Genomic DNA, 25455 nt, shown 5'->3' with positions numbered 1-25455 from the left:
CATGGTGCGCTAGGTTATCTTTCCCCTGCTCGTTTTGCGAAGAAATTTACGGACAAATCCGTCGCGTAAGTGTCTACTTTCTTGACATAGGTCCAGAATGTATCGTATTTTTTTATTTATTCAATCGCTTATTCAGGACGTTTCGATTTCGGCACAACGGGTAAATTTCAAACAAGACACGATGTACATTTATCCTTAAAGGAGGAAGAACACATGTCTAAACGTAAAGGAATTATCATGACAGCTATTGGTGCAGGCGTAACGTATCTGATGAGGAACAAGCAGGCAAGAGATAAGTTGTTTTCGACAGTCTCAGGCATGATGAAAAGCTCCAGTTCTTCAACTGGCAAGAGACCACAGCGTATAGATATTAAATAAATCCATCTAATCAACATGTAATGTCAAGCCCAGGCTAGCTAGTCTGGGTTTTTGTTTGCGCTCTACATCCAATTCACTTTACTTTCTTTTCCCCTTCGGAAAAGGAAATCAAAAAAATCTGGAGATAACAGCGATCGAAAGGTTATTCTGTCATCGGAGCGACAAGTATGAATATTCTTTAGATCAGCATATATAGATGCTGCTTTTCAAAGGACAGGATGCGATTTTTGCAATGAAGAATGATACAATGGATACTTGCAGAAATTATATGAGGTGGTGCACATATGAAAAAAAATCGTCTAGGCTCATCCGAATTGATGGTGGGAGAGATTGGTCTTGGCTGTATGTCGCTCGGAACGGATGTGAATCCTGCCGTAGCCCTGATTCATGAAGCGTTGGATCACGGTGTGAATTTGCTGGATACAGCGGATCTGTATGACGCAGGGCGCAATGAAGAGATCGTAGGGCAAGCGATTAAGGGACGCCGTGATCAGGTTATTGTAGCTACCAAGGTGGGGAACCGCAGAATACAAGGTCAAGAAGGTTGGGCATGGGATCCATCCAAGGCGTATATCAAACAGGCGGTACATGACAGTCTTAAACGTCTCCAGACTGACTATATTGATCTGTATCAGCTGCACGGCGGTACCATTGAAGATCCAATGGAAGAGACCATCGAGGCATTTGAAGAACTTAAGCAGGAGGGGCTAATTCGTTATTACGGTATTTCCTCAATTCGACCTAATGTCATACGGGAATATGTGAGAAGAGCTCAGATTGTAAGTGTCATGAACCAATACAGCCTAGTGGATCGCCGAGCGGAGGAAGAGGTATTGCCGTTATTGGAGCAAAAGGGAATTAGTGTGATCGCCCGCGGGCCAGTGGCAAGTGGAGTACTCGCTGATTCTGGCGCAGCTAAGGTTGATAAAGGTTATCTGGACTATACGCCGGCTGAGCTTCACAGTATTCGGGACACGCTGGGTCGTTATGTTACGGACGGGCGCAGTTTAACCCAAACGGCCATTCGATATGCCTTGTCTCATCCAGCCGTAGCGGCGGTTGTACCTGGCGCGAGTTCTAGAGAACAATTACTGCATAATATTGCTGCTTCAGCATCAGCACCGCTCACAACAGCGGAGATCCAACAAATTAAGGAATCGAATCCGGCTAATCTGTACAAGCAGCACCGCTGAGACAGGAAATCCTATTTTCAAATGTAACTATTCAAGGTACAATGAAATAAAGTTAAAATATTTACTATTCCGTTTCAGCTATACATGATCATGTTGTGGCTAAACATATATAGACAAGGGAGAGAACATCTATGGAAAGAATTCTTAGTGAACAGCAATATCGCGATACCATTAATTCAGACAGTCTAACGGTTATTAAGTTTGATACAACCTGGTGTGTTGACTGCAAAAACCTCGATCGCTTTATCGGAGACGTAGTTGACCAGCACACTGACAAAACATTCTATGCTATGGACGCGGAAGAATTACAGCCATTGGCTGAGGAGAATGGTGTACGTGGTATTCCAAGCTTGCTTGTTTTCCAAAATGGCAAGAAAATCGCACACCTGCACAGCAAATGGGCTAAGACTCCTGCTCAAATCTCGGAATATCTGACTACCTTGGAATCCAAAGTATAACTAAAACGTAGCGTTTTTATCTAAACACATATAGGCACCTTCAATCATACCCATGATTTGAAGGTGCTTTTTAATGTTCTACTCCAATCCATAACTTTCTAATGTTGTTCAGAATTTGTTTAGACCCTAGCAGTACAATGTTAAAGCGACATAAGGTGAACATCGTTTCAACTCATGTAGTATAAACCTAATATGGAGTGAACAGAGATTACTATGAGCAAAGCTATTTTTCAAGAAATGCATCAGCTGAGTCGTAATGATGAACTAAGATATCAATTATTGATGCGAGGAGTGAGAAGACGGCTGGAGGAGCAGAAGCAGAATAGATATAATTTGATTGAGCAGATAAGATATCGGAAGAAATTAAGAGAAATTCAAGTGAAGCAGTGGTACTAGATCTGTAGGTTCACCAAAAGTAAAAAAAGCCTCTATGTCATCTATACATAGGACTCGGTTTATTGGATTTAGCACTTAGCACATGTAACACATAAATAAAATGGCGGCTCAGTTCCAGAGGAACGTGAGACCGCCATTTATATTGCGCTACGATGTTTGACGTTACATTAGAATGATGAAGAATACGGCTGCTAGAACGAAGCGATATACCGCAAAAACCGTAAGACTCAGTCGTTTGAGAATGGACAAGAATGTTTTGATCGCAAGCATCGCAACGATGAAGGCTGCAATAAAACCGATAGCGAAGATCGGGAAGTCACTGCCGTTCAGATGATCGATACTTTTGTATAGATCATATCCTGTAGCACCAATCATGATTGGCACAGATACCAGGAACGTAAATTCGGCTGCAGCTACACGGCTGATTCCTGCGAATAGACCACCAGAGATCGTTGAGCCGGAACGAGAGAAGCCAGGCCACAGTGCCAAGATCTGGAATAGCCCGACTACAAAGGCTTGTTTATACGAAATATCGTCTACATCATGGGTAGTGATGCGCTCACTACGGTGGCTCCAGCGTTCAGCGACAATCATCAGAACGCCCCCAATGACAAGGCTGTAAAGTACCGTCTCAGGGCCGAATAAATGGGCTTTGATCCAATCCCGGAAGACAAGTCCAATGACTACAGCAGGAACCATTGCGAGAAAAATGTGTCCAAGGTTTAGACGGCGGGAATAACTTCGTTTTCCCCCAGTGAAGCGGAACATGTCGATAAACTTGTTCCAGTACAACACCACGACTGCAAGTACAGCTCCGAGTTGAACAACCACCTCAAACGTTTTGACTGACTCGTTGTCCTCCGATAAACCCAGCAGGTGGGCAGTCAGAATCATGTGTCCTGTTGAGGACACGGGCAAAAACTCAGTCAAACCCTCGATGATGCCCATAATAATAGATGATATTAAGTCCAATTCTCTTCCTCCTTGAAATGCAGATGGCAGAAGCGAGCTGCCCTGCTTCACAATGCCTGTCCTCTAGAACATGGCTATGCTCTATTATGATCAGAAATGCATACAACTTCAACTTCTCTTGTGAATCTATTGTTTAAAACTATATTGACAAAAACCTAGTTATCCCATAGGATATACATTAACTGACTGACTGATCAATCGGGAGGGTTAAACGTATGAGTAAAGGTAATACTTTGGAACCTGGCGAAGACCGCCGGAACCAGATTATACGCATAGCACTAGAGCGTTTTGCAACGCAGGGTTATCATCAGACCAAAATTTCCGATATTGTTCGGGAAGCGGGTGTCGCTCAGGGAACCTTCTATTGGCACTTCAAAAGCAAGGAAGCCATTGCCTCCGAGATTGTACTCACAGGTAGAGAGAAACTTCTTGAAGCGATTGGACAAGGATATCGCAAGGATGCCGGAACGGTAGAAGATATGGTGAAGGCTTCGGAACGACTGTTTACCGATTTGTTCTCTTTTGCCGCAAACAACCGTTACTTCATGGAGCTACTTCTCAAAGGCATCGTAACTGAAGATGCAGTTCGCCGTCTGGTTGAGGAGACACGCAATGCGGTGGAAACGGCGTTTCGTCACAACATGGAGAGAGCCATGGAGCTGGGAATGTTGCCAAGATCAATGGATATTCCGCTCAGAGCAGCATTGCTTGTCAGCATGATTGAAGGCATGATAACGCGTTGGCTATTTGGTTCAGAAGATCTGCACAACGAGTTCTCTTCCATGACAGCATCGTCGCTCGCGATGGAGGCAGCAAGCTTTGAATTTTACGGATTGTTAGGCACATGAAGACATCGCCTGATTCCGAAGCATTTATTTTGAAATAGGGATGAGCATTTGATTAGGAAAATGAAAGTACGTCCTATCACATGTTTCAGCCACGAGCAGGGAATAATGGGGATAACTGCTGTATCCATATACATTAGGTTCCACATATAAAAATGTTCCTGTATGCACAAACACATAACGACTTGAGAGGAAGATCACAACATGAATACTGGATTTAACACTCGGAAGAATAAAACTCGCAAAGGCTGGACGCTAACCGCGTTGCTATTGATTACGGTGCTGGTACTTAGCGCTTGCGGCAGCAAAGCAACTACAGATAATGGTGGAGATGCTGCGGCACCAGCGAGCAATGAACTGGAACAAATTAAGTCCGCTGGCGTTATCAAAGTGGGGATGATGGGAACGTATCGTCCATACAACTTCCTGAATGATAAGAAGGAAATGGATGGCTTTGATGCGGATATCGCACGTGAGGTTGCGAAGCGTCTGGGCGTTGAGGTTGAATTTGTATCCCAGGAGTTCTCTGGACTGACACCAAGTCTACAATCCAAGAAACTGGATGCGATCATTAGCCAAATGACGATCACCGATGAACGCAAAAAAGCACTGGATTTCAGTGATCCGTACATTACCAACTCCGTAAAAATCATTGTAAAAGAAGATAATAACGATATTACGACGCTAGAGGATTTCAAAGGAAAAACGATCGGCGTAGGTCTTGGTACAAACGATGAAACGTACCTGCGTAATGAAGTACTGCCCAAAGTTGGCGATTTCACGATCAAAACGTATGACGATGTTATTTCTTCCCTGAAAGATCTGGATGCAGGTCGTATTGATGCAACAATCAATAACCTGTATGCGCTGAAACCTATTGTGGATGCGAATGGTTTCAAGATCAAAGCTGTAGGCGAACCAATCAAGAGTGATCAAGCCGGAATTGCGGTTCGTAAAGATAACCCGGAACTGGTGGCTGCACTGAACGATGCGCTTAAAGGCATGAAGGACGATGGCACATACAACACCATTTTCAAAAAATGGTTTAATGAAGAGCCTGCGCAATAATGAACCTGCAAGGCGAAGGGAAGTCTGATCCATGGAACTTGATTTGATACTTGAGAATGTCCCCTTCTTTTTGAAGGGGGCGTATTACACCCTATATGTAACTGTGATTTCAATGTTTTTTGCCTTTATCATCGGGGTTATCGTCGCTGTAGCTCGTCTGAAAGGACCGATGTGGCTCCGGCTGATTGCCCGGTTTTATGTATCCATTATGCGAGGAACGCCGTTGCTCGTGCAATTATTCGTTATCTATTACGGGTTAGTGGACTACGGGGTAACCTTAGGCTCACTCACTGCGGCTTGTCTTGCACTCAGCTTGAATGCAGGTGCCTTTTTGTCTGAGACCTTCCGTGGAGCGATCCAGGCTGTTCCCAAAGGGCAGACAGAGGCGGCATATGCAACAGGCATGACACCGGCTCAGACGATGAGACGTATTGTGTTCCCACAGGCTGTCCGGATTGCTATCCCACCGATGGGTAATACGTTTATTGGTATGTTAAAAGAAACGTCCCTTGTGGCCGCAATCGGGGTAACCGAGCTGTTGCGTTCGGCACAATTACTGGTTTCTCAATATGCACTGAACATGCCGTTTTATCTAGCGATCGGTGTGATCTACTGGATCATGAGCATCGGCTTCTCGGCCATTCTGGAACAAGTGGAGCGTAGGCTCGCTCGGGCTTACTGATTGAAGGAGGAGAACCGATGATTACAACGACAGGGCTTAGCAAGCGCTTTGAGAATAATGAAGTACTTAAAAATATAGATTTACACGTGAACGCTAAAGATATCGTTGTACTGCTCGGACCGAGTGGTTCAGGCAAGAGTACATTGCTTCGCTGTTTGAACGGTCTGGAGCAGCTGTCTGGTGGACGAATCGAAGTGAATGGTACTGTGGTTGACAGTGCGGATTCTCTACGTGTACAGCGTGCGAGAGTATTAGAAATTCGTCGTCAGACGGGCATGGTATTTCAGCAGTTTAACCTTTATCCGCATAAGACAGTGCTCGGCAATGTGATGGAGGGGCTTGTCACAGTCAAAAAGATCAAGCGTGATGAAGCAGCCGAACGAGGCAAGCTGTTACTTGATCGTGTCGGTCTTTCGGATAAGCAGGATGCTTATCCATCCCGTTTATCCGGTGGACAGCAGCAACGTGTTGCTATTGCTCGTGCACTCGCGATGGAGCCTGAGGTGATGCTGTTTGATGAACCTACATCGGCACTTGACCCTGAGCTCGTAGGTGAAGTGTTGTCTGTTATGAAGGAGCTGGCTCAGGAAGGTATGACGATGCTTGTGGTGACCCATGAATTGAAATTCGCCCGTAATGTAGCAAACAAAATTGTGTTCATGGCGGACGGATCGATTGTGGAGGAAGCGAGTCCTCAGGCGTTCTTTGAACATCCAGAACAAGAACGAACACGTAAGTTTTTACAACAAATCACTGAATTTTAATGAAGAAAGAAGGATGACATCATGAATGTAACTACGGTATGGAAAGGCAAACGCGCGTTTACGTCTGAAGGTCCGTCTGGCTACGCTGTAGGTATGGATGCAACGGCTGCTTATGGCGGAGATAGCCAAGGAGCGACACCAATGGAACTGCTGCTGGCAGGTCTTGGTGGTTGCATGGGCATCGATATTACGATGATTCTGGACGCTTTTCTGGACAAAATTACGTCTATTGAAATTGAGGCACAAGGTACACGTAGTGAAGGGATGCCCAAAGGTTTTACTTCCATTGATCTGATCTTCAAAGTCGATGGAGATATCCCGGATTACCGGATTTGGAAAGCGATCCAGATGGCAGAAGAGAAATATTGTGCCGTATCCGCTTCACTAAGTGCAGACATTCATCCCCAATTGATTCTCAATGGTGTAGAGACACCACGTCCATAATTACTCGGATTCATTCGGTGCTTCAAGCTGAAGAGCTGCGCCGAACCATTGGGATGCGATCGTAAAACAGATCCAGGCACACAGCTCACTGAGCTGAGCGTCGGTAAAATGTTCACGTAGGACGGGGAAAACGGCAGAGTCCACATTGCCACCCGTTTGGATAAATAACTCCGCAAGTCCGGTCGCCATGCCAATGGCGGCCTCTTCGGGCTTCGGATCAGGAGCCCCTTTGGCACGACAATACATACAGCCGTTTCGATGAGCGAGTGTGCGTCGTACCTGCTCCTTAAGTTCGGCAGATAATAAGCTATCCCTAGCTAGGGTTTCTCCCAATGCATTCCAGTGCAGCATAATCGATGAATTGTGACCAAGTAGGCGTTGAAACGGCGTATCTCCAATAGAGGAAAAAGAAATGATAGGCATATGATGTGAATGCTCCTTTATAGAAGTTTGGTGTACTTTACGTGTACTACATTGGTTTTTTCTAAACTAAGTTTGTGTTCCTTACATGCACTCATATTGCCAATATGGATTGAATTGTCGCTGGAATCCATTTCATAACTCAAAAAGGTATTATGAAATGGATTCGCTGTAACTAAATTTTATCGTATGGTTGGATGGGCCTCCACTGCAAATGACTGCGAATGTATGATAATCTAAGACAAATGTCTTGAAAAAAGGAGCCTGGGTAGACAAATGAACCTGGATCGCACGGATTATCATATATTGAGAAAACTTCGGGAAGATGCTCGACTGTCTATGCGGGAACTAGCAAGACAGGTTAACTTATCTCCTTCCTCAGTGAGTGAACGGGTACGCAGGCTGGAGGATGAAGGCGTCATTAAGGGATACCAAGTGCATATTGATCGAGCCAAGCTGGGATGTACGGTGCGGTGTATGATTGAGGTAACCTTGCGAAATGGCGAGCATGAACGCTTCGCTAATTATATCCGCCAGTTGCCTTGGACAGAGTTTGCTTATCGCGTGGCAGGGAAGGCATGCTTTATGGTTATGTTGTGCACACCGAGTATGGCCGAGGTGGAAGCCTGCATTACAGAGCTTACTCCGTATGCTGTTACGGTGACCCATGTGGTCTTTTCCGAGGTGCAGTTATCAGACCTTATTTTGAAGACCGAGCAACTTTCTTTAGGTTAAAAAGTAAGATTAAGCCCTGATTAGGGCTTTTTCCGTGGTATGATAAGATATATAAGAAGGCAAGGTTACCTATTCTTATATATGTAAGCGCTTGTACAAGATGACGGAAGGTGCAGACATGTTAAAGAGGCTAATACAAGTATCGAACAATCTCAAAATGAAGCATAAATTGCTTATTTCCTACGTACTCGTTGTCATGGTTCCGGTCTTGATCGTTGGTCTGGCTGTCACGGCATATTTCCGCCAACAGGCTTTGGATAATGCCATTGAACAAACCATCAATAACGTGGATAAAATCAAGAGTCAGACAGCTACGTTGCTGCGTGTACCAACAGATATATCCAACATTCTAATGTTCAATAAGGATCTGGAGAAAATCGTGAACACACGATATGAATCGGTGATGGAACTGACGAGAGCGTATTTGGCATATAAGGATTTTGAGGAATACAAGCGTCAGTATCGTGAGGTTGCGGGCATTCGTTTCTATTCTACCAACCCAACGCTGATTAACAATTTGGAAATTATTCCGGTGGATCAACAAACGAAGGATAGCTACTGGTATCAGAAGGCACTCACTTCAACCAGCATCGGATGGTTTTACATTCCTAACAAGGAAGACAATCCAGTACACAAACTGAGCTTAGTTCGTAAGGTGCCCTTTCCCGAATACCGTACCGAAGGTGTTCTTATGATTGGGATTAATCAGGATGAACTGAATGAGTTATTGCGCCAAGAGCCATTTGAGACGCTGATCACGGACGAGCAGGGTTATATCGTTGCAGCCAAAAATACGGAGCTAGTAGGTCAAACGCTGAACCAGCTTGATTTTGGCATCGATCTCCAGAATCAAGCAAAAGGCACGTTGGAGGCTGACTTCCAAGGAGAACCTTCCAACATTGTGATTGATGAACTGAACCCTATGTACAGTATCAATAGCCTGAAGGTCATTTCAGTGTTTGCAACCAAAAATATAGTGAAGGATGCCAATAAAATCAGCCTGATTGGTATGAGTTTTATGATATTGGTATTGGTGATTGCACTGTTGCTGGTGTATATCATCTCATTCCTCACTTCTAACCGATTACTACGGCTTAGTAGACATCTGAACAAGCTTGCTCTAGGCGATCTGAATGTCACCTCACGTATTGACGGCAATGATGAGATAGGACAACTTTCTAGACAATTCAATTATATGGTAAAAAGTATTAATGATCTGATGACCCAGGTTGTAGAGACTTCTGAGCAGAATACACAATTGGAAATCGCCCAAAAAGAGATTAAACTGAAAATGATGGCAAGCCAGATCAATCCTCATTTTTTATTTAATGCCTTGGAATCCATCCGTATGAAAGCCCATATTCAAGGGGAAGCGGAGATCGCCAATATTGTGCGGTTGTTAGGCAAGCTTATGCGTAAGAGTTTAGAGATTGGTAGCGGCAAAACAACCCTTAAGGCAGAACTTGAAATGGTACGTTCTTATTTGGAAATTCAGAAATTTCGTTATGGTGATCGTCTGGCATTCGTCATTGATATTCATCCAGAGGTAGAGAAAATCTCTATACCTCCATTAATCATCCAACCCCTTGTAGAGAATGCCATCGTGCACGGTCTAGAAAATAAAGAGGGTACGGTGCGTGTGAACATTAGCATCTATCCGATGGATGAAGTAATTCAGGTTCATGTAAGAGACGATGGAGCAGGCATTACCCCAGAACGGTTGGGTGAGGTTATGCAGTTCATCTGTGGGCCTGAGGAACAGGAGAAGAGCCGAATCGGTCTACGCAATGTACACCAGCGGTTGACGCTGACTTACGGCGAGCCTCATGGATTACAGATCAAGAGTGTGTACGGGGAAGGAACAGAGGTTTCTTTCACCTTGCCAGCAGGAGGGAACCAGCATGTATAGAGTGTTTTTGGTAGATGATGAACCCAGTATTCGAGAGGGATTAACGACGATTATTAACTGGGAAGAATATGGATTTGAAGTCATCGGTACCGCAGCAAGCGGTCGTGAAGCGATAGAACGTTTTGACGAGCTCAAGCCAGATCTGACGATTATCGATATCCGGATGCCTGGCATGACGGGGTTGGATGTCATTGAAGAGGTACGCGAGCATCATGCAGATGCCCATTTTCTTATCTTGAGCGGGTATGCGGATTTTGATTATGCCAAAAAAGCGATCAGCTTCGGTGTAGATGGTTATCTCCTTAAACCGGTAGATGAGGAAGAGATCATTAGCGAGCTTCAGCGTATATCTGTCGTGCTGACACGAGAACGAGAGACGAATGCGCGTCATGCGGGTGAGGATACGGCATATCGAGAGCATCAGATTGAAGCGTTGCTTTTTGATAATCAGGAAGGTGCCGTCACCACGCAAGAAGATGCACTTGGGCTAAAGTGGCTTCAATATCAGATTATATTGCTGGAGATTCATGCTGCACCTGATCTGCAGCGGGGTAGTGCCCTTAAGCGTAAGTTGATTGAAGCCTTTGATCAGCAGCAGCGGGGGATCGTATTTTCGTTCCATTCGGGATTAGGGCTGCTGTGCAAAGAGCCGATTATTTCTATCGACGGAGCCCGTAATGTTCATGATGAACTGAGGAGTCTATTAGGGGAATGGAATATTCACATGTATGTGGCAGCGGGTCAGCCTGTCCCATCTACAGCAGAGATCTCGAAGTCCTATCGTCAGGCAAACGCCATGTTGGCTGATCGATTCTTGTTCTCCGAAGAACGAATGATGCTCTGGAATGATCAGGTTATTGGTGAGAATCACATCCATTCAACTGAAGATTCCAGACCAGACGGTTTTGAACCGGATGAAGCAGAACTTGCAGACAAAATGTACTATGCACTCGATATTCGAAGTCATGAATCGGTGATGCGGGTTCTTACCGAGATGCAGGATCGAATTGTGCCTTATCATCGAACAGAGCAAGCGATCAAGACGGCGTTCTCCCAGATATTCTCTTTGGCGATTAACAAACTTGCTGCTGCCAATCAGCAGATGCAGTCTATTTTGCAGGAGCATTCAATGTTAATTACCGAGGTGTATCATCAGCATACACTGCGGGATCTGCAAGTGATGGCTGCTGAGCATCTGAACCGCCTTATTCAGCGCATGGGTGGGGGCAGTACGGATACCGTGTTAAAACAAATGATTGAATTTATCCGGCGCAATCCCGGTGAGAATTTGAAGCTAGAAGTACTCTCTGATGTATTCAACTACAATAGTAGTTATCTGGGGAAATTGTTCAAAAATCATACAGGAGAGTCGTTTAATGCTTTTCTGGATAAAGTGCGGATGGAGAAGGCGAAGGAATTGCTGAACGAGGGGTTAAAGGTACATCAGGTTGCCGCGAGAGTAGGATATGCCAATGTGGATTACTTCCACGGAAAGTTCAGAAAATATGTCGGCGAATCTCCGTCAGCATACAAACACGCCAGAGAACATACTAAATTACAATCCAAAGAGAAGCCTGGAGAAAACCCGAGCGAGTAACAGTTAGACATAGATAAAGGTTAGTACGTATTCGATTTTTGTAAAACGTTTTCAGGAATATGGACATGAACACCTATAGATCATCTGTAGGTGTTCTTATCATTTCATGAGATAGTCCATGCTCTTCCGTGTTTATGCAATGGTATAGCCCAGAACGTACCTTTTAAACTGAATGTAAATGATAAGGTGAGGAGCGACAAGCAGATGCAATCATTCGATCCTAATACTGTTCTTCAAACATATAACCTGAACGGAACCTGGCAATTCTGTCTTGCTACCAATGATACAGGTAGTCTAGTTTCACCATCCTCTGGTGATCCTGCATGGGGGGAGATTCAAGTCCCCGGCTCGTGGGAAGAACAGGGGTATGGTGAAGAGCCAAGCTATCAACGTGTGGATACGTGGACTAAGGTACGTGAGTATGAAGGAGCTGCCTGGTACACAAGGAATTTTGAGATCGCTTCCACGGAGATGGATTGTGCTTATATATTGCGATTAAAGGGGGTACGCTGGACAACGAATCTCTGGGTGAATGGTCAATACGCTGGTGAACGCGACAGCCTGGTTAACGTACAAGAATGGGATGTTACGCCTTGGATTCGAGAAGGATCATTGAACGAATTGAAGCTGCGTGTCGATAACACGATGAAGCTTCCTCTAGCAGGGAGTCATATTCACTCTTTGCACACAGCTACTGCTTGGGGTGGGATTACAGGCGGAGCAACGTTAGAATGCATACCAATGAACCGCATCAACCAACTGAGCCTACTTCCTGATGCCAAGCAGGAGACCCTGACCATCAAAGGAACGATTAATGTTGCCCCTAATAGTACGTCTTCAGCCCTGCGGTTACAGATCGAGATTAGGCACCCTGATGGAACCTGGCTCGATGATCAGAGCTTCAAGGTGGAGTTAAGGAAGCATGAGGACGATGAGAGACCAGAAGCATTAGAAGCAGACGGGCAACGGATCGCAGAGATTCAACCATTGCAATTAAACCTTGCACAGGAACAAGGTCTTGCTTTGTGGTCGGATGAGTCCCCTTCACTCTATCAAGCAATGATTCGTTTATACGATGGAGAGCTACAGCTGGATCAGCAACAGCGGACATTTGGTGTTCGCTCTTTCCAGGCTCATGGCCAGAAGCTTATGCTGAATGATATTCCGGTTTTTTTACGTGGTTATGTGGATTGCTGCATTTTCCCACTTACAGGGTATCCAGTCTGGGACAAGCAGCATTATATTCGGCAGTTTCAGATTGCCAAGTCATACGGGTTTAACCATGTGCGTCTGCATGGCTGGAGTGCACCACAACCTTTCTGGGAGGCAGCAGATGAAGAGGGAATGTTGGTGCAGGCTGAGCTTCCGCATTGGTCACGATTATTCGAGAATCGAGAACAGCCTGCGCCAGCAGAAGTGCTAACCTATCTAACTCACGAGCTCGAAGGTCTGTTAACGTCGCTGCAAGATCATCCTTCGTTTGTACTCTTTTCTATGGGGAATGAATTGATTGGTTATAACGGTCATCCGGAATTAAATGAGCTAGTGAGAAAGGCACAAGCGCTTGACCCGTCTCGTCTGTATACCGATAACACGGGATTCGGTCAGCTCCCAGCTCAAGGCCGTGAGGCCGACTTCTATATTCAATCCCTGAACTGGCACCCTCCACTGAAATCGGAGTTGTCCGCCGTCCCGGATACAACGCTAGATTATCAAGCGGTGACCCGACTGACTGATCGTCCGGTAATTGGTCATGAGCATGCACAATACACGATGTATGTGCGTCCAGAAGAACGTGAGAAATATACAGGTGTTCTTCGCCCTAGCTGGTTGCCACCGATTGAAGAGTCTCTAACTCGTAAAGGCATAGCTACGGATCTGGAGCAGTTCCAGCGAGCGAGTGGTGCACATCTGGTGCGTTCCTTAAAAGAAGCGATGGAGCGAGTACGTCGTACCCCGAATGCAGCGGGTATACAGCTGCTGGATATCCGTGACTTTCCTGGACAGGGGCATGCCACGACAGGCATTCTGGATGTGTTCTGGGACAGTAAAGGGATTGCTGAGCCAGTAGATTTTCAACAGTTTAACGAGAATACGGTCTTGCTCCTAAGCTGTAGAGAGCGAACATTTTATGCTGGTGAAGCGATACAAGTCGAAGCGCGAGTATCTCATTATGGACAGCAGCCCATTAAGGATGCAATCGTTCATTGGAAGCTGATAAGCAATCATGTAGTTTTGGAAGAAGGACATTGGCATTATGGAGAAGTAGATCGAGGCGTTGTGTTGCCTCTTGGATACTTAACGATACATGCGCCTTCAGAGAACGCGGCGGCCTTTAAGCTAGAAGCAGAGATTCGTTCAGGAGATGACAAGGTCATTGCGACGAATGTGTGGCATGGCTGGTCATTTCCCCACTACCGCACACATGAGCAGACCCATCGCATCTGGAACAGTGTGACTGAGCTTCAGCCACATCTGCTAGGGGCACAACAGGATCACGTGGATCATCTAGATGGAAGTACATTACGAAGAGGCTCGCAATTCAACCTTGTTATTGCTAAGTCCCTTACACCGAACATACTAGATTATCTAGTTAATGGAGGGCAGGTGTGGATTCAGACTCCACCAGAAGGGCTATATGATCCGGTAGAGACAAAGTATTTGCCTGTGTTCTGGAATTATCTGATGTTTGCTACCCAACCCGGGGCAACGATGGGGTTAAACTTGAAGGAGCAGACCGCGATGTTAGGTCGTTTCCCTTACGATCATGCCTCGGATTGGCAGTGGTATCACCTCGTTAATGGTACACCTGCAATCTGTCTTGATACGCTTCGCGGAGTAAGTCCCTTAATTGAGGTGATTGATCACTTCCATAGAGCGAAACGTCTTACCTATGCTTTTGAAGCGAGGGTTGGGAAGGGGAAAATATTGGTATCTTCATTACCATTTACCGAGCTGTCTCTCATGAAGCGCCCGGAGGTAGCCTATTTGTTCCAAGAGATCATATCGTACCTGCTGAGTGATCAATTCGAACCTGAATCGGCTATTTCTGTGGGGGAACTGTTGGGCATATTGAAGTTACAAACGATACGTTTTGCACTCTAATTTGAAGAGCCCGAGAGGGCTCTCTTTTTATTATAGAAATGTAAAGTAAACGATTTCGAAAAAACGTTTTCGGAAATTGTAATTTTGGCGTGTAAATTCCTTTTTATTTCATATATTGAATTTAAAATGCTTAAAATGAACTGATTTTGAATCAAATATGTCGGATTTTATAGGGGTATATCTAATTTTTATATGATTTTCTCTAAAATCAAGCTGGTATTTTGAAAACGCTCTATCTAGTATGATGGTTTTATAAAAACAGAGGAGGGGGAACGGAGATGGAAACGCTAACAGAAAAATCCGCTTCCGCGAAAAGAAGCAGTGACTCCAATCCGCCTACGAAAAAAGGCCGGAACGGAATTTGGGACAGCATTAAGCAACAAAAGTTTCTCTATCTCATGTCATTGCCATTCGTTGCTTGGGTATTTGTATTCAACTATCTACCTTTATGGGGATGGACGATGGCATTCCAAAACTATAAACCAGCTAGATCGTTCGGTGAACAAGAATGGGTTGGTTTTAAACACTTTGTAGAATTGTTCAGTGATGAACGCTTCTATCTCGTATTACGAAACACACTAGCCATGAGCATCATGGGTCTAGTCGTAGGTTTTGTCGTGCCAATTTTCTTCGCAATTCTCTTGAATGAACTTAAAGGTGTGTTCTTGAAGCGCACAGTACAAACCGTGTCGTACCTTCCTCACTTTGTATCCTGGGTCGTTGTTGCCGGGATCGTTACGAAAATGCTCTCCACTGATGGAGGCGTAATCAATGACATCTTGATGGGTCTTCACATTATTAACGAACCAATTCAATTCATGGCGCAAGGTAACCTGTTCTGGTACATTGTAACCGCTTCAGATATGTGGAAAGAAACCGGTTGGAATGCCATTATCTATCTGGCAGCTATTACGGGTATTGACCAAGAGCTGTACGAAGCCTCTCGTGTCGATGGAGCCAACCGCTGGAGACAGATGTGGCACATTACATTGCCTGGTATTCGGACAACCATGTCGGTCCTGTTCATCATGGCTATTGGTCACTTGACTAGCACAGGTTTTGAGAAGCAACTCTTGCTCGGTAACAGCCTTGTCACCGACTATGCGGAAGTATTAGACCTATACGCACTGAATTACGGTATATATCTAGGACGATTCTCGTACGGTACAGCCATAGGGATATTTAACTCCGTAGTTAGTATTCTTCTTCTGTTTGCAGCGAACGGATTGTTCAAAAAAATTACTAAAGAAAGCATCATGTAGGGAGGGGACGACATTATGGCGAACAAAGCATTCAATGCAACACGGGGCGATAAAGTGTTCAATATATTTAATATCCTCGCGATGACCATGGTGCTGATTGTAACACTGTATCCATTCCTGAACGTACTGGCGATCTCATTCAATGATTCGACAGATACGGTTCGTGGCGGAATTTATCTGTGGCCGCGGGAATTTACATTGGAGAACTACAAAACGATTTTCCAATACGAAGGATTGCTGACAGGTTTGAAAATATCCGTATTGCGTACGCTAATTGGTACGTTCCTCGGATTGCTCAGTTCATCGATGATTGCTTACACGCTCAGCCGACCTGATTTTAAAATCAGAAAATTTGTCTCTGTATCGCTCGCTCTGACGATGTATTTCTCGGGTGGTCTGATCCCGACATATATCCTCATGCGTGACCTAAGCTTGATCGGTACGTTCTGGGTATACATTTTCCCATTGATGATCTCTGCCTTTAACGTGTTTGTCATCCGTTCCTTCATGGACGGTCTGCCATATGCATTGCAGGAATCAGCCAAACTCGATGGTGCAAACGACTTCACCATTTATTACAAAATCATTCTTCCATTATGTAAACCTGTACTTGCTACCATCGCTTTGTTCTTGGCGGTAGGACAGTGGAATCAATGGATTGATACGTACATCTATAACAACAATAAACCGCACTTAACGACGCTCCAATACGAGCTGATGAAAGTACTGCAAAGTACACAACAGGGCTCGAGCGCTGGACGTAACGCCAATGATATGGCGCAGCAGATGGCACAGATTTCACCGGAATCCATTAAGATGGCGATTACCATCGTCGCTACAGTTCCAATCCTGCTAGTTTATCCATTCCTGCAAAAGTACTTTGTTGGTGGTATGACACTCGGAGCTGTTAAAGCATAATTAATCGGCTCGAATAGTTAGGGTGGGTAGATGACCTGCGATACACAGTGTAGGCGTGGCTGAGGGGCTGCGCTTACCGTATCGGGGATAGCCTGCGGTGAGTTTTACATTAGCAATTTATCCAAAACCGAGCTATCTAATGGATTGAAGTCAAAGTTCGAGTTTGGATAATTCGAACAATAAATTGTTACAGATGCTTCAAATAAATACAACATTTAAACCGTTTTCCGAAAAACGTTTTCCTAGAGATGAATTCGCTATTGACAAGGGTAATAACAACATTTATGATTCAAATATGAAAGCACTTTCATTTATGGATTTTTAGAATGCTAACCTACATGATGGTGAGTGAATGGTAATAAACTGAATGTGGAGGTCACAAACTGTAGTTCGGGGATTTACCCAAAAAACAGAAAGCGCTTTTACAATGTCTAGTTAGAGGGGTCACATCAGGTTCAGTCAGCCACGTAAAGGTATGTGCAGGGCAGCCTGTTATACACAATATAGCTTCATTAATATCCATAGGGGGGATTACACATGAAGGGAAAAACACCAAAAACGTTTGCAATGCTGCTGTTAGCCAGCGCATTAGCAATCACAGCCGGTTGCGGGGGGAGTACTGCTTCTGAAACACCAGTAGATACAGGGGATACAACATCTCCAATGACGATTACATTCTTCGGTGCGGATGCAAGTCCAAGCTGGAATAAGATGCAGGATGCTGTTGGTAAAGAGATTACTAAACAAACCGGCATCACCATTGAAGCTGAATATGATGTAAATAATGGCGGCGATCAAAAGGTTGCATTGATGGCAGCAAGTGGCGATTACCCTGATATTATTTTCCCAAAAGGTAATCTATCCAAGCTCGTTGATGCAGGAGCGATGATTGATCTAACGGATCTGATTGAGGAACACGCACCGAATCTGAAGAAGATATACGGGGATCAGATGAACCGTCTGAAATACAGCTTGGAGGATCCGGCCATTTATACCATCCCAACCAATATGGGGGTAGATAACGTTGCGTTTGATGCCACTGGTGGATTTGAGATTCAACAACGTGTATTGAAGGAACTAGGATACCCTGAAGTAAAAACATTACAGGACTATGAAAATGTATTGAAAGAATATGTGGCTAAACATCCGACAATTGATGGTCAACCAACGATTCCATTGACACTTAATGCAGATGACTGGAAAATCATGATTACGGTGACAAACCCAGCTTTCCAAGCTACAGGTGCTCCAGATGATGGTGAATATTACATCAACCCTGAAACGTATGAAGCACAGCTTCACTACAAACGTCCAGAAGAGAAAGAATACTTCCGTTGGTTGAACCACATGTATGCTGAAGGTCTGCTCGATAAAGATACATTTGTACAAAAGGATGACCAATATAAATCCAAAATTGCCAGTGGCCGTGTACTGGGTCTGATTGACCAAGAGTGGAACTATCAAGATGGGGAAAATGCGTTGAAGGCAGCAGGTAAAGATGATGCAACTTATGCTCACTTCTCCGTTTCATTAAATGAAGATATCGTTGATCACACGTTCCAACCGACTGGTTTCGACGGGTACGGAATTGGAATAACAACTTCCGCTAAAGACCCAGTACGTATTATCAAATTTTTCGATTGGCTTGCTTCCGATGAAGGACAGGTGCTTAGAAACTGGGGTATTGAAGGCGAACATTACAACGTCGAAAATGGCAACCGTGTAATCCCTGATGATATTCAGGATCGTAAAACGAATGACAACACTGCGTTTACCAAAGAAACAGGAATTGAACTGTATTCTATCTTCAGTGCTAAATATGGTGATGGCGTGAAGGATCCTACAGGTAACTATTACACAACAAGATTCCCTGAGCAGATTGTAGCGAGTTACACTCCAGCCGAGAAGGAAACGTTGAAAGCCTATGGAATCACAACATGGAAAGAGTTCTTCCCATCTGAAGAAGATCTACCATTGAAACCTTGGGGTGCAGCGTATAACATGCCAGTACCATCGGATACAGACTACAACGTGACATTCCAAAAAACACAGGATATCGTTCGTAAACGTATTCCAGAAGCAATTCTGACTAAACCAGAAAACTTCGACAAAGTGTATGATGACTTCCTTGCTGAGCTTGACAGAGCAGGTGCTGCTGAAATGGAACAACAATACACAGTATGGATTAAAGAACGTGTAGCACTGTGGACGGGTGAAGACGTTAAGTAATTCGGAATGGAAGACCGAATGAAATAAGGGATAGTATGTAGAAGAACTCCTGGAGAAGGGGTTCTTCTACAGATTGATGAGAACACAAATACAATGGATCCATGGCTCACCCAACGAGGAGGACATACAAGATGAGAGGCAAAACGAAGAGTAAGACACCAAAGACATTTGCATTGTTGATGCTGGCCAGTGCGCTATTGGTTACTGCAGGTTGTGGCAACTCAGGTGGTAAAGAGGCTTCATCCGAAAGTTCAACAGGTACCGATCCAGTTACCTTTACGTTTTTTGGAGCTGATGCTAGCCCAAACTGGAATAGAATGCAGGATGAAGTTGGTCAAGAGATTACGAAACAAACAGGTGTTACGATTGATGCAGAATATGATGTAAACAATGGTGGTGACCAGAAGATCGCCCTGATGGCAGCAAGTGGAGATTATCCAGATATCGTCTATCCAAAGGGCAATCTATCCAAGCTAGTTGACGCAGGCGCTATGCTTGATCTGACCGATCTGATTGAGGAGCATGCTCCCAACTTGAAAAAGATCTATGGCGAACAGATGAACCGTCTAAAGTATAGCCTAGAAGACCAATCCATCTATACGCTTCCAACGAATATGGGGGTAGATAACGTTGCCTTTGACGCAACGGATGGCTTTGAGATCCAGCAAAAAGTACTGAAAGAGCTTGGTTATCCAGAAGTTAGAACGCTACAGGACTTCGAAAATGTACTACGTGCTTATGTCGAAAAACACCCGACTATTGATGGTCAACCAACAATTCCACTGTCACTTAATGCAGATGACTGGAAAATCATGATTACAGTAACGAATCCAGCTGCTCAAACGACTGGTGGAGGCGGCGATGGTGAATATTACATTAACCCAGAAAATTATGAAGCGATGTTACACGTGAAGCGCCCAATCGAGAAAGAGTATTTCCGCTGGTTGAACCATATGTACAACGAGGGACTGCTCGACAAGGACACATTTGTACAAAAAGAAGACCAGTATAAATCTAAAATCGCAAGTGGACGTGTGCTTGGTCTCATCGATGCAGAGTGGGGATATTCAGATGCTGAGAATGCGTTGAAAGCTGCAGGCAAAGATGACAGTACTTATGCCCATTTCCCAGTCACATTGAATAAAGATATTAAGGATAATACCTTCCAGCCTACTGGCTTTGACGGCTACGGTATTGGGATTACAACTTCTGCTAAAGACCCAGTACGTATTATCAAATTCTTCGATTGGCTTGCTTCTGATGAAGGTCAAGTGCTTCGAAACTGGGGAATTGAAGGCAAACATTACAACGTAGTTGATGGCAAACGTGTCATTCCTGAAGAGATTCAGGATCGCAAAACGAATGATAATGCTGCATTCACCAAAGAAACAGGTGTTGAGCTTTACTCAATCTTTAGTGCAAGATACGGAGACGGTGTGAAGGACGCGACGGATAATTATTATACGACAAGATTCCCTGAACAGATTATCGCAGGATATACAGCTGCTGAGAAAGAAACGCTAAAAGCGTATGGTATCGACACATGGAAGGGTCTATATCCACAAGAAGATGAGTTCGAAATCAAAGAGTGGGGTGCGGCATATAATATGCCAGTTCCATCAGATACAGATTACAATGTAGCGTACCAAAAAACACAGGATATCATCCGTAAACGTATCCCAGAAGCGGTGCTTGCTAAAAAAGAAAACTTCGATAAAGTATACGATGACTTCCTCGCAGAATTGGATCGAGCAGGTGCTGTAGAGATGGAGCAACAATACACGGTTTGGGTCAAAGAGCGTGTAGCACTCTGGACAGGTAAGGACGTTAAATAATACGTCTTAGTTGAAAGGCAATAGAAACGAAGAAAAGACCCTAGAATGAAGGGGTCTTTTCTTCCGTTTATTGTGATGTTTTACATTGACGATAAAGGTGGAATCTCCTATAATTTTGTTAGTGTAAGCACTTTCAGTTTAATCTGAAATGAGCTTGAAATGTAGTAGCATAGGAGACGAATTTACGAATAGATTAGTGTCGTCAGCACATTTATCGAAAACGTTTTATAAAATCAGGATAGTATAACATTACTTCAGGGACAGGAGCTATGTAATGACCTCATTCACGAAGAACACACAGCCGAATCGTCTATGGTATCGTCAGCCAGCAACCCGTTGGGAAGAGGCTCTTCCTATAGGAAATGGGCGTCTTGGGGGTATGGTCTACGGCGGCGATGTGGAAGAACGCATTCAACTGAACGAAGACACACTATGGTCAGGATACCCGCGCGACACAGTACAGTACAGCAGCCAGCGATATCTCAAGAAGACTCGTGAGTTAATTATGGCAGGACAGTATAGTGAAGCAGAAGAACTGTTGAACCGTGAAATGTTAGGGCGGGATGTTGAAGCTTACCAGCCAATGGGACACTTCCTATTGAAGCAGGAGCAGCTGATTGGAACCCCTATACAGGAATTCGAACGAGAGCTTGATCTGGAAACTGGGGTTGCAGCGACAAATTATATTTGTAATGGTGTTCGTTATAAACGTGAAGTGTATGCGAGTGCTACGGACGATGTGATGGTATGTACGCTTTCAGCCGACCAGACGGGAGCAGTAAATGTCAGCCTTTCACTAGACAGCCCACACCCGTATACTTCACAAATCTCAGAAGAGGGCGTGACATTGTTCAGTCGTTGTCCCAGTCATGTTGAATCGAACTATTTCCGAGATCATCCTGAATCCGTCATTTATGAAGACGACCGTGGAACCGCTTATGCTGTCAGTGTGAGTGTGAGTACCGTAGGTAGCAAGGCTCAAGTTGTGGTTGAAGAGGGTAGCCTGCGTGTTCTAGGAGCAGATCAGGTTGTGTTCTACCTGGCGGCTGCAACGTCATTTGAACGTTATGATGTGATGCCAGTGAAAGAAGGTGGGTTGTTAGAGCAGACATGTCATGAGGTCATCGCAAAAGCTAAGTCATTCAATCCTGAGCAACTCAGGAAACGCCATGAGCAGGATCATAGGGCGTTATTTGCAAGAGTTGATCTGAATCTAGGCATGACAAGCAATAGTGAGTTGCCTACCGATGAGCGATTGTTAGCTTACCAAGAAGGGGCGGAAGACCCTGGACTGGAGGCTTTGTATTTTCAGTATGGTCGTTATCTGCTCATGGCAAGCTCACGTCCTGGCACGCAACCAGCCAATCTACAAGGCATATGGAATCATCAGGTCGAGCCGCCGTGGCACAGTGATTACACGACGAATATTAACACAGAGATGAATTATTGGCCTGCCGAAGTCTGTAATTTGAGTGAATGCCATGATCCGCTGTTTGGGATGATTGATGATTTGAGTCAGACAGGACGTAGAACGGCACGTATCCATTATGGGGCTCGTGGCTGGACTGCACATCACAATGTGGATGTATGGAGAACAACAACGCCTACAGGGGGCGATGCTAGCTGGGCATTCTGGCCCATGGGTGGTGTATGGCTGACCTCACATCTGTGGGAGCACTATCTGTTTACGGGGAATCAGCAATTCTTGGCAGAGCGTGCATACCCAATCATGAAGGAAGCCGCTCTATTCTGTTTAGATTGGCTTATTGAGGGGCCAGGCGGTTATCTGGTTACGGCTCCATCTACCTCGCCAGAGAATAAGTTCTTGACTGAGGAAGGGGATGCTCGAAGTGTATCCATGGCTTCAACGATGGATATGAGCTTAATTCGAGAGTTGTTTGACCGCTCTATCACTGCTGCGAAGCAGCTTGGGCTAGATTCGGAATTAGCACAGGAGCTCTCAGAGGCGAAGAGCAAGCTATATCCTTTCCAGATTGGTAGCGAGGGGCAGCTGCAAGAATGGTTCCAAGATTTTGCCGAATCAGAGCCAGGACATCGCCATGTATCCCATCTATATGGGCTGTATCCGGGGGATCAGATCAATCGAGTGCATACACCTGAGCTTGTTGAAGCCGCACGTGTATCGCTTGAGCGTCGTATTTCACAAGGGGGCGGGCATACAGGGTGGAGCTGTGCATGGCTGATCAATCTATACGCACGTCTGTTGGATCGTAAGCATGCACATCAATTTGTGCGTACTTTGCTTGCACGATCCACTCATCCCAACTTGTTTGATGACCATCCTCCGTTTCAGATTGATGGGAATTTTGGAGGAACGGCCGGCATTGCTGAGATGTTACTGCAAAGTCACATGGGGGAGATCCACCTTCTGCCTACACTGCCTGAAGCTTGGGCGAGTGGTAGCGTGAAGGGCTTACGTGCCAGAGGGGCTTATACGGTGGCTATGGTATGGGAGCACGGCAAGTTAGTGACAGCTGAAGTTACTGCAGACCACAGTGGTTCATTAACGCTTCGTAGTGCTTATCCTGTAAGCATTGAAGGGCATGAGCAGAGCATGTCAGAGAGCACGCCACAAGGCGATTACGTAACGATAATACGGTTGACAAGCGGGCAGACGGTTCGTGTGTCAACCGAGACGGAGGAATAAACGATGACTATTTTTCAATTTCCGAAGGATTTCCGCTGGGGAACGGCAACCGCTTCTTATCAGATCGAAGGAGCAGCACAGGAAGGTGGGCGTGGGGTATCCATATGGGATACATTTGCCCGTACACCTGGTAAAGTTTTTAATGGAGATAACGGGGATGTTGCTTGTGATAGCTACCACCGCTATGAAGAAGACATCGAGCTAATGAAAAAGCTTGGCATTAACACATACCGGTTCTCGATTGCCTGGCCACGTATTATTCCGGATGGCGATGGAGAGATCAATAGAGAAGGGTTAGACTTCTACCATCGGTTCGTGGATAAACTGCTTGAAGCAGGAATAGAACCGTTCTGCACATTGTATCACTGGGATCTACCGCAAACGCTGGAGGATGACGGGGGTTGGGGTAATCGGAGAACGGTAGACGCCTTTGTGAAATATGCTGAAGTGATCTTTAAAGAGTTTTCCGGAAAAATTAATTTCTGGCTGACCTTTAATGAACCATGGTGTATTGCTTTCTTGTCCAATCTGTTAGGGATACATGCGCCAGGAAATCGTGATCTGCAAACGTCAATCAATGTTGCTCATGGATTGCTGGTTGCTCACGGCAAAGCTGTTCAATCCTTCCGTCGCTTGGGGATCACCGGACAGATTGGGATTGCTCCGAATGTGTGTTGGGCAGAGCCTTATAGCAAGTCACCTGAGGATCAGGCTGCGTGTGACCGTTCAATTGCCCTGAATACGGATTGGTTCCTCGACCCAATCTACAAAGGCAGCTACCCACAGTTTATGGTGGACTGGTTCGCTGAGGCTGGTGCTACTGTGCCGATTCAGGAAGGTGACATGGAGATCATCTCACAGCCGATCGACCTGCTTGGCATTAATTATTACACCATGGGACTCAACCGTTTCAATCCAGAGGCAGGAGTGCTGCAATCGGAAGAAGTGGATATGGGGCTGACAAAGACGGATATTGGCTGGCCAATTGAATCCCGCGGCCTGTATGAATTTATGCATTACCTGCAAAAGTATGGAAATGTCGATGTATACATTACGGAGAACGGTGCTTGCATCAACGATGATCTGAATAATGGCAAAATTAATGACGACCGCCGGATCTCCTATTATGAACAGCATTTGGCTCAAATTCATCGGATCATCAATGATGGCATTAACCTCAAAGGCTACATGGCTTGGTCGCTGATGGATAACTTTGAATGGGCTGAAGGGTACCGTATGCGCTTTGGACTCATTCATGTGGATTACCGCTCACTTGTAAGAACACCGAAAGAAAGCTTCTATTGGTACCAGAATGTGATCAAGAACAATTGGCTGGAAACGCGCAGCTAAATGCAAAGAACATGAAGTAGGCTGGACTATAGAACTATAGAACGGGATTCGGTCTTGATATGCAATCAAATGAAACGGTGCTCCGATCAGACGGAGTCACCGTTTTTTTATTTCTTTAAAAGTTGTACATAAAGATCTATCATATGTCGTTCACGAATGTTTCAAAAGCTTGTTTGCGATTCTTGTTATGAAGCAGTCATTTTTGGGTTATATATAACAAGAAGATG

The 25455-nt window shown here is 44.9% G+C and carries 21 protein-coding genes; 19 read left to right on the top strand and 2 right to left on the bottom strand.

Translation table 11 applies throughout. The features are described 5' to 3' along the window. The first annotated feature begins 213 nt into the window (after positions 1 to 213). The 4 genes from J2T19_RS23375 to J2T19_RS23360 all read left to right on the top strand — a co-directional run bounded on the left by J2T19_RS23375 (position 214) and on the right by J2T19_RS23360 (position 2425). Positions 214 to 378, top strand: a complete 165-nt coding sequence (locus J2T19_RS23375; protein WP_307220090.1) for a hypothetical protein — start codon at positions 214 to 216, stop codon at positions 376 to 378. A 284-nt stretch (positions 379 to 662) separates the two neighbouring features. Then, the gene (locus J2T19_RS23370; protein ID WP_145051779.1) at positions 663 to 1571 is read left to right on the top strand and encodes an aldo/keto reductase; all 909 of its coding nucleotides are present in this window, start codon (positions 663 to 665) and stop codon (positions 1569 to 1571) included. Positions 1572 to 1702: 131 nt separating this feature from the next. Beyond that, a complete protein-coding gene (locus J2T19_RS23365) occupies positions 1703 to 2029 on the top strand; it encodes a thioredoxin family protein (RefSeq protein ID WP_239293931.1) in 327 nt (108 codons plus the stop codon). Positions 2030 to 2242: 213 nt separating this feature from the next. After that, positions 2243 to 2425 (top strand): hypothetical protein, encoded by a 183-nt coding sequence (locus tag J2T19_RS23360; RefSeq protein WP_307220088.1) that lies wholly within the window; start codon positions 2243 to 2245, stop codon positions 2423 to 2425. 162 nt (positions 2426 to 2587) lie between these two features. On the opposite strand, the gene J2T19_RS23355 is transcribed toward J2T19_RS23360, so the two are convergent. Beyond that, positions 2588 to 3373: an undecaprenyl-diphosphate phosphatase gene (locus J2T19_RS23355; RefSeq protein WP_056693502.1), complete on the bottom strand. Its 786-nt coding sequence runs from the start codon at positions 3371 to 3373 to the stop codon at positions 2588 to 2590. Positions 3374 to 3612: 239 nt separating this feature from the next. Here J2T19_RS23355 and J2T19_RS23350 point away from each other — a divergent pair, with 239 nt between their 5' ends. The 5 genes from J2T19_RS23350 (at position 3613) to J2T19_RS23330 (ending at position 7200) form a co-directional block, all read left to right on the top strand. Then, positions 3613 to 4245 (top strand): TetR/AcrR family transcriptional regulator, encoded by a 633-nt coding sequence (locus J2T19_RS23350; protein ID WP_307220086.1) that lies wholly within the window; start codon positions 3613 to 3615, stop codon positions 4243 to 4245. 201 nt (positions 4246 to 4446) lie between these two features. Continuing rightward, the gene (locus J2T19_RS23345; protein WP_307220084.1) at positions 4447 to 5310 is read left to right on the top strand and encodes a substrate-binding periplasmic protein; all 864 of its coding nucleotides are present in this window, start codon (positions 4447 to 4449) and stop codon (positions 5308 to 5310) included. Positions 5311 to 5341: 31 nt separating this feature from the next. Continuing rightward, complete coding sequence (locus J2T19_RS23340; RefSeq protein WP_056693229.1) at positions 5342 to 5992, top strand: amino acid ABC transporter permease; 651 nt, start codon at positions 5342 to 5344, stop codon at positions 5990 to 5992. Positions 5993 to 6009: 17 nt separating this feature from the next. After that, positions 6010 to 6756 carry an amino acid ABC transporter ATP-binding protein gene (locus tag J2T19_RS23335; RefSeq protein WP_056693238.1) on the top strand — a complete coding sequence of 249 codons (747 nt, stop codon included), beginning with the start codon at positions 6010 to 6012 and terminating at the stop codon, positions 6754 to 6756. A gap of 21 nt (positions 6757 to 6777) precedes the next feature. Then, entirely contained in the window at positions 6778 to 7200 is a 423-nt protein-coding gene (locus tag J2T19_RS23330; RefSeq protein WP_145051767.1) for an OsmC family protein, read from the top strand. On the opposite strand, the gene J2T19_RS23325 is transcribed toward J2T19_RS23330, so the two are convergent. Further along, positions 7201 to 7623 (bottom strand): carboxymuconolactone decarboxylase family protein, encoded by a 423-nt coding sequence (locus J2T19_RS23325; RefSeq protein ID WP_307220081.1) that lies wholly within the window; start codon positions 7621 to 7623, stop codon positions 7201 to 7203. A gap of 273 nt (positions 7624 to 7896) precedes the next feature. Here J2T19_RS23325 and J2T19_RS23320 point away from each other — a divergent pair, with 273 nt between their 5' ends. The 10 genes from J2T19_RS23320 (at position 7897) to J2T19_RS23275 (ending at position 25228) form a co-directional block, all read left to right on the top strand. Further along, complete coding sequence (locus tag J2T19_RS23320) at positions 7897 to 8355, top strand: Lrp/AsnC family transcriptional regulator (RefSeq protein ID WP_307220079.1); 459 nt, start codon at positions 7897 to 7899, stop codon at positions 8353 to 8355. Positions 8356 to 8473: 118 nt separating this feature from the next. Next, positions 8474 to 10264 (top strand): sensor histidine kinase, encoded by a 1791-nt coding sequence (locus J2T19_RS23315; RefSeq protein ID WP_307220077.1) that lies wholly within the window; start codon positions 8474 to 8476, stop codon positions 10262 to 10264. Further along, a complete protein-coding gene (locus J2T19_RS23310; RefSeq protein ID WP_307220075.1) occupies positions 10257 to 11861 on the top strand; it encodes a response regulator transcription factor in 1605 nt (534 codons plus the stop codon). The genes J2T19_RS23315 and J2T19_RS23310 overlap by 8 nt, the downstream gene beginning before the upstream one ends. A 204-nt stretch (positions 11862 to 12065) precedes the next feature. Further along, positions 12066 to 14966, top strand: coding sequence for a glycoside hydrolase family 2 protein (locus tag J2T19_RS23305; RefSeq protein ID WP_307220073.1), 2901 nt, complete (start codon positions 12066 to 12068; stop codon positions 14964 to 14966). Positions 14967 to 15244: 278 nt separating this feature from the next. Continuing rightward, a complete protein-coding gene (locus tag J2T19_RS23300) occupies positions 15245 to 16228 on the top strand; it encodes an ABC transporter permease (protein ID WP_307220071.1) in 984 nt (327 codons plus the stop codon). A 15-nt stretch (positions 16229 to 16243) separates the two neighbouring features. Further along, positions 16244 to 17146: a carbohydrate ABC transporter permease gene (locus J2T19_RS23295; protein WP_307220069.1), complete on the top strand. Its 903-nt coding sequence runs from the start codon at positions 16244 to 16246 to the stop codon at positions 17144 to 17146. A gap of 537 nt (positions 17147 to 17683) precedes the next feature. Then, entirely contained in the window at positions 17684 to 19375 is a 1692-nt protein-coding gene (locus J2T19_RS23290) for an ABC transporter substrate-binding protein (RefSeq protein ID WP_307220067.1), read from the top strand. Between the two features lie 131 nt (positions 19376 to 19506). Next, positions 19507 to 21210, top strand: coding sequence for an ABC transporter substrate-binding protein (locus J2T19_RS23285; RefSeq protein ID WP_307220065.1), 1704 nt, complete (start codon positions 19507 to 19509; stop codon positions 21208 to 21210). Between the two features lie 274 nt (positions 21211 to 21484). Continuing rightward, positions 21485 to 23878 carry a glycoside hydrolase family 95 protein gene (locus J2T19_RS23280; protein WP_307220063.1) on the top strand — a complete coding sequence of 798 codons (2394 nt, stop codon included), beginning with the start codon at positions 21485 to 21487 and terminating at the stop codon, positions 23876 to 23878. 3 nt (positions 23879 to 23881) lie between these two features. Continuing rightward, positions 23882 to 25228, top strand: a complete 1347-nt coding sequence (locus J2T19_RS23275) for a GH1 family beta-glucosidase (protein ID WP_307220061.1) — start codon at positions 23882 to 23884, stop codon at positions 25226 to 25228. Positions 25229 to 25455 lie beyond the last annotated feature (227 nt).

It is taken from the genome of Paenibacillus tundrae (assembly GCF_030812775.1).
GTDB classification, from domain to species: domain Bacteria; phylum Bacillota; class Bacilli; order Paenibacillales; family Paenibacillaceae; genus Paenibacillus; species Paenibacillus tundrae_A.
The sequence above is the reverse complement of the archived record's forward strand: the minus strand, read 5'-3'. Positions and strand labels throughout refer to the sequence as shown.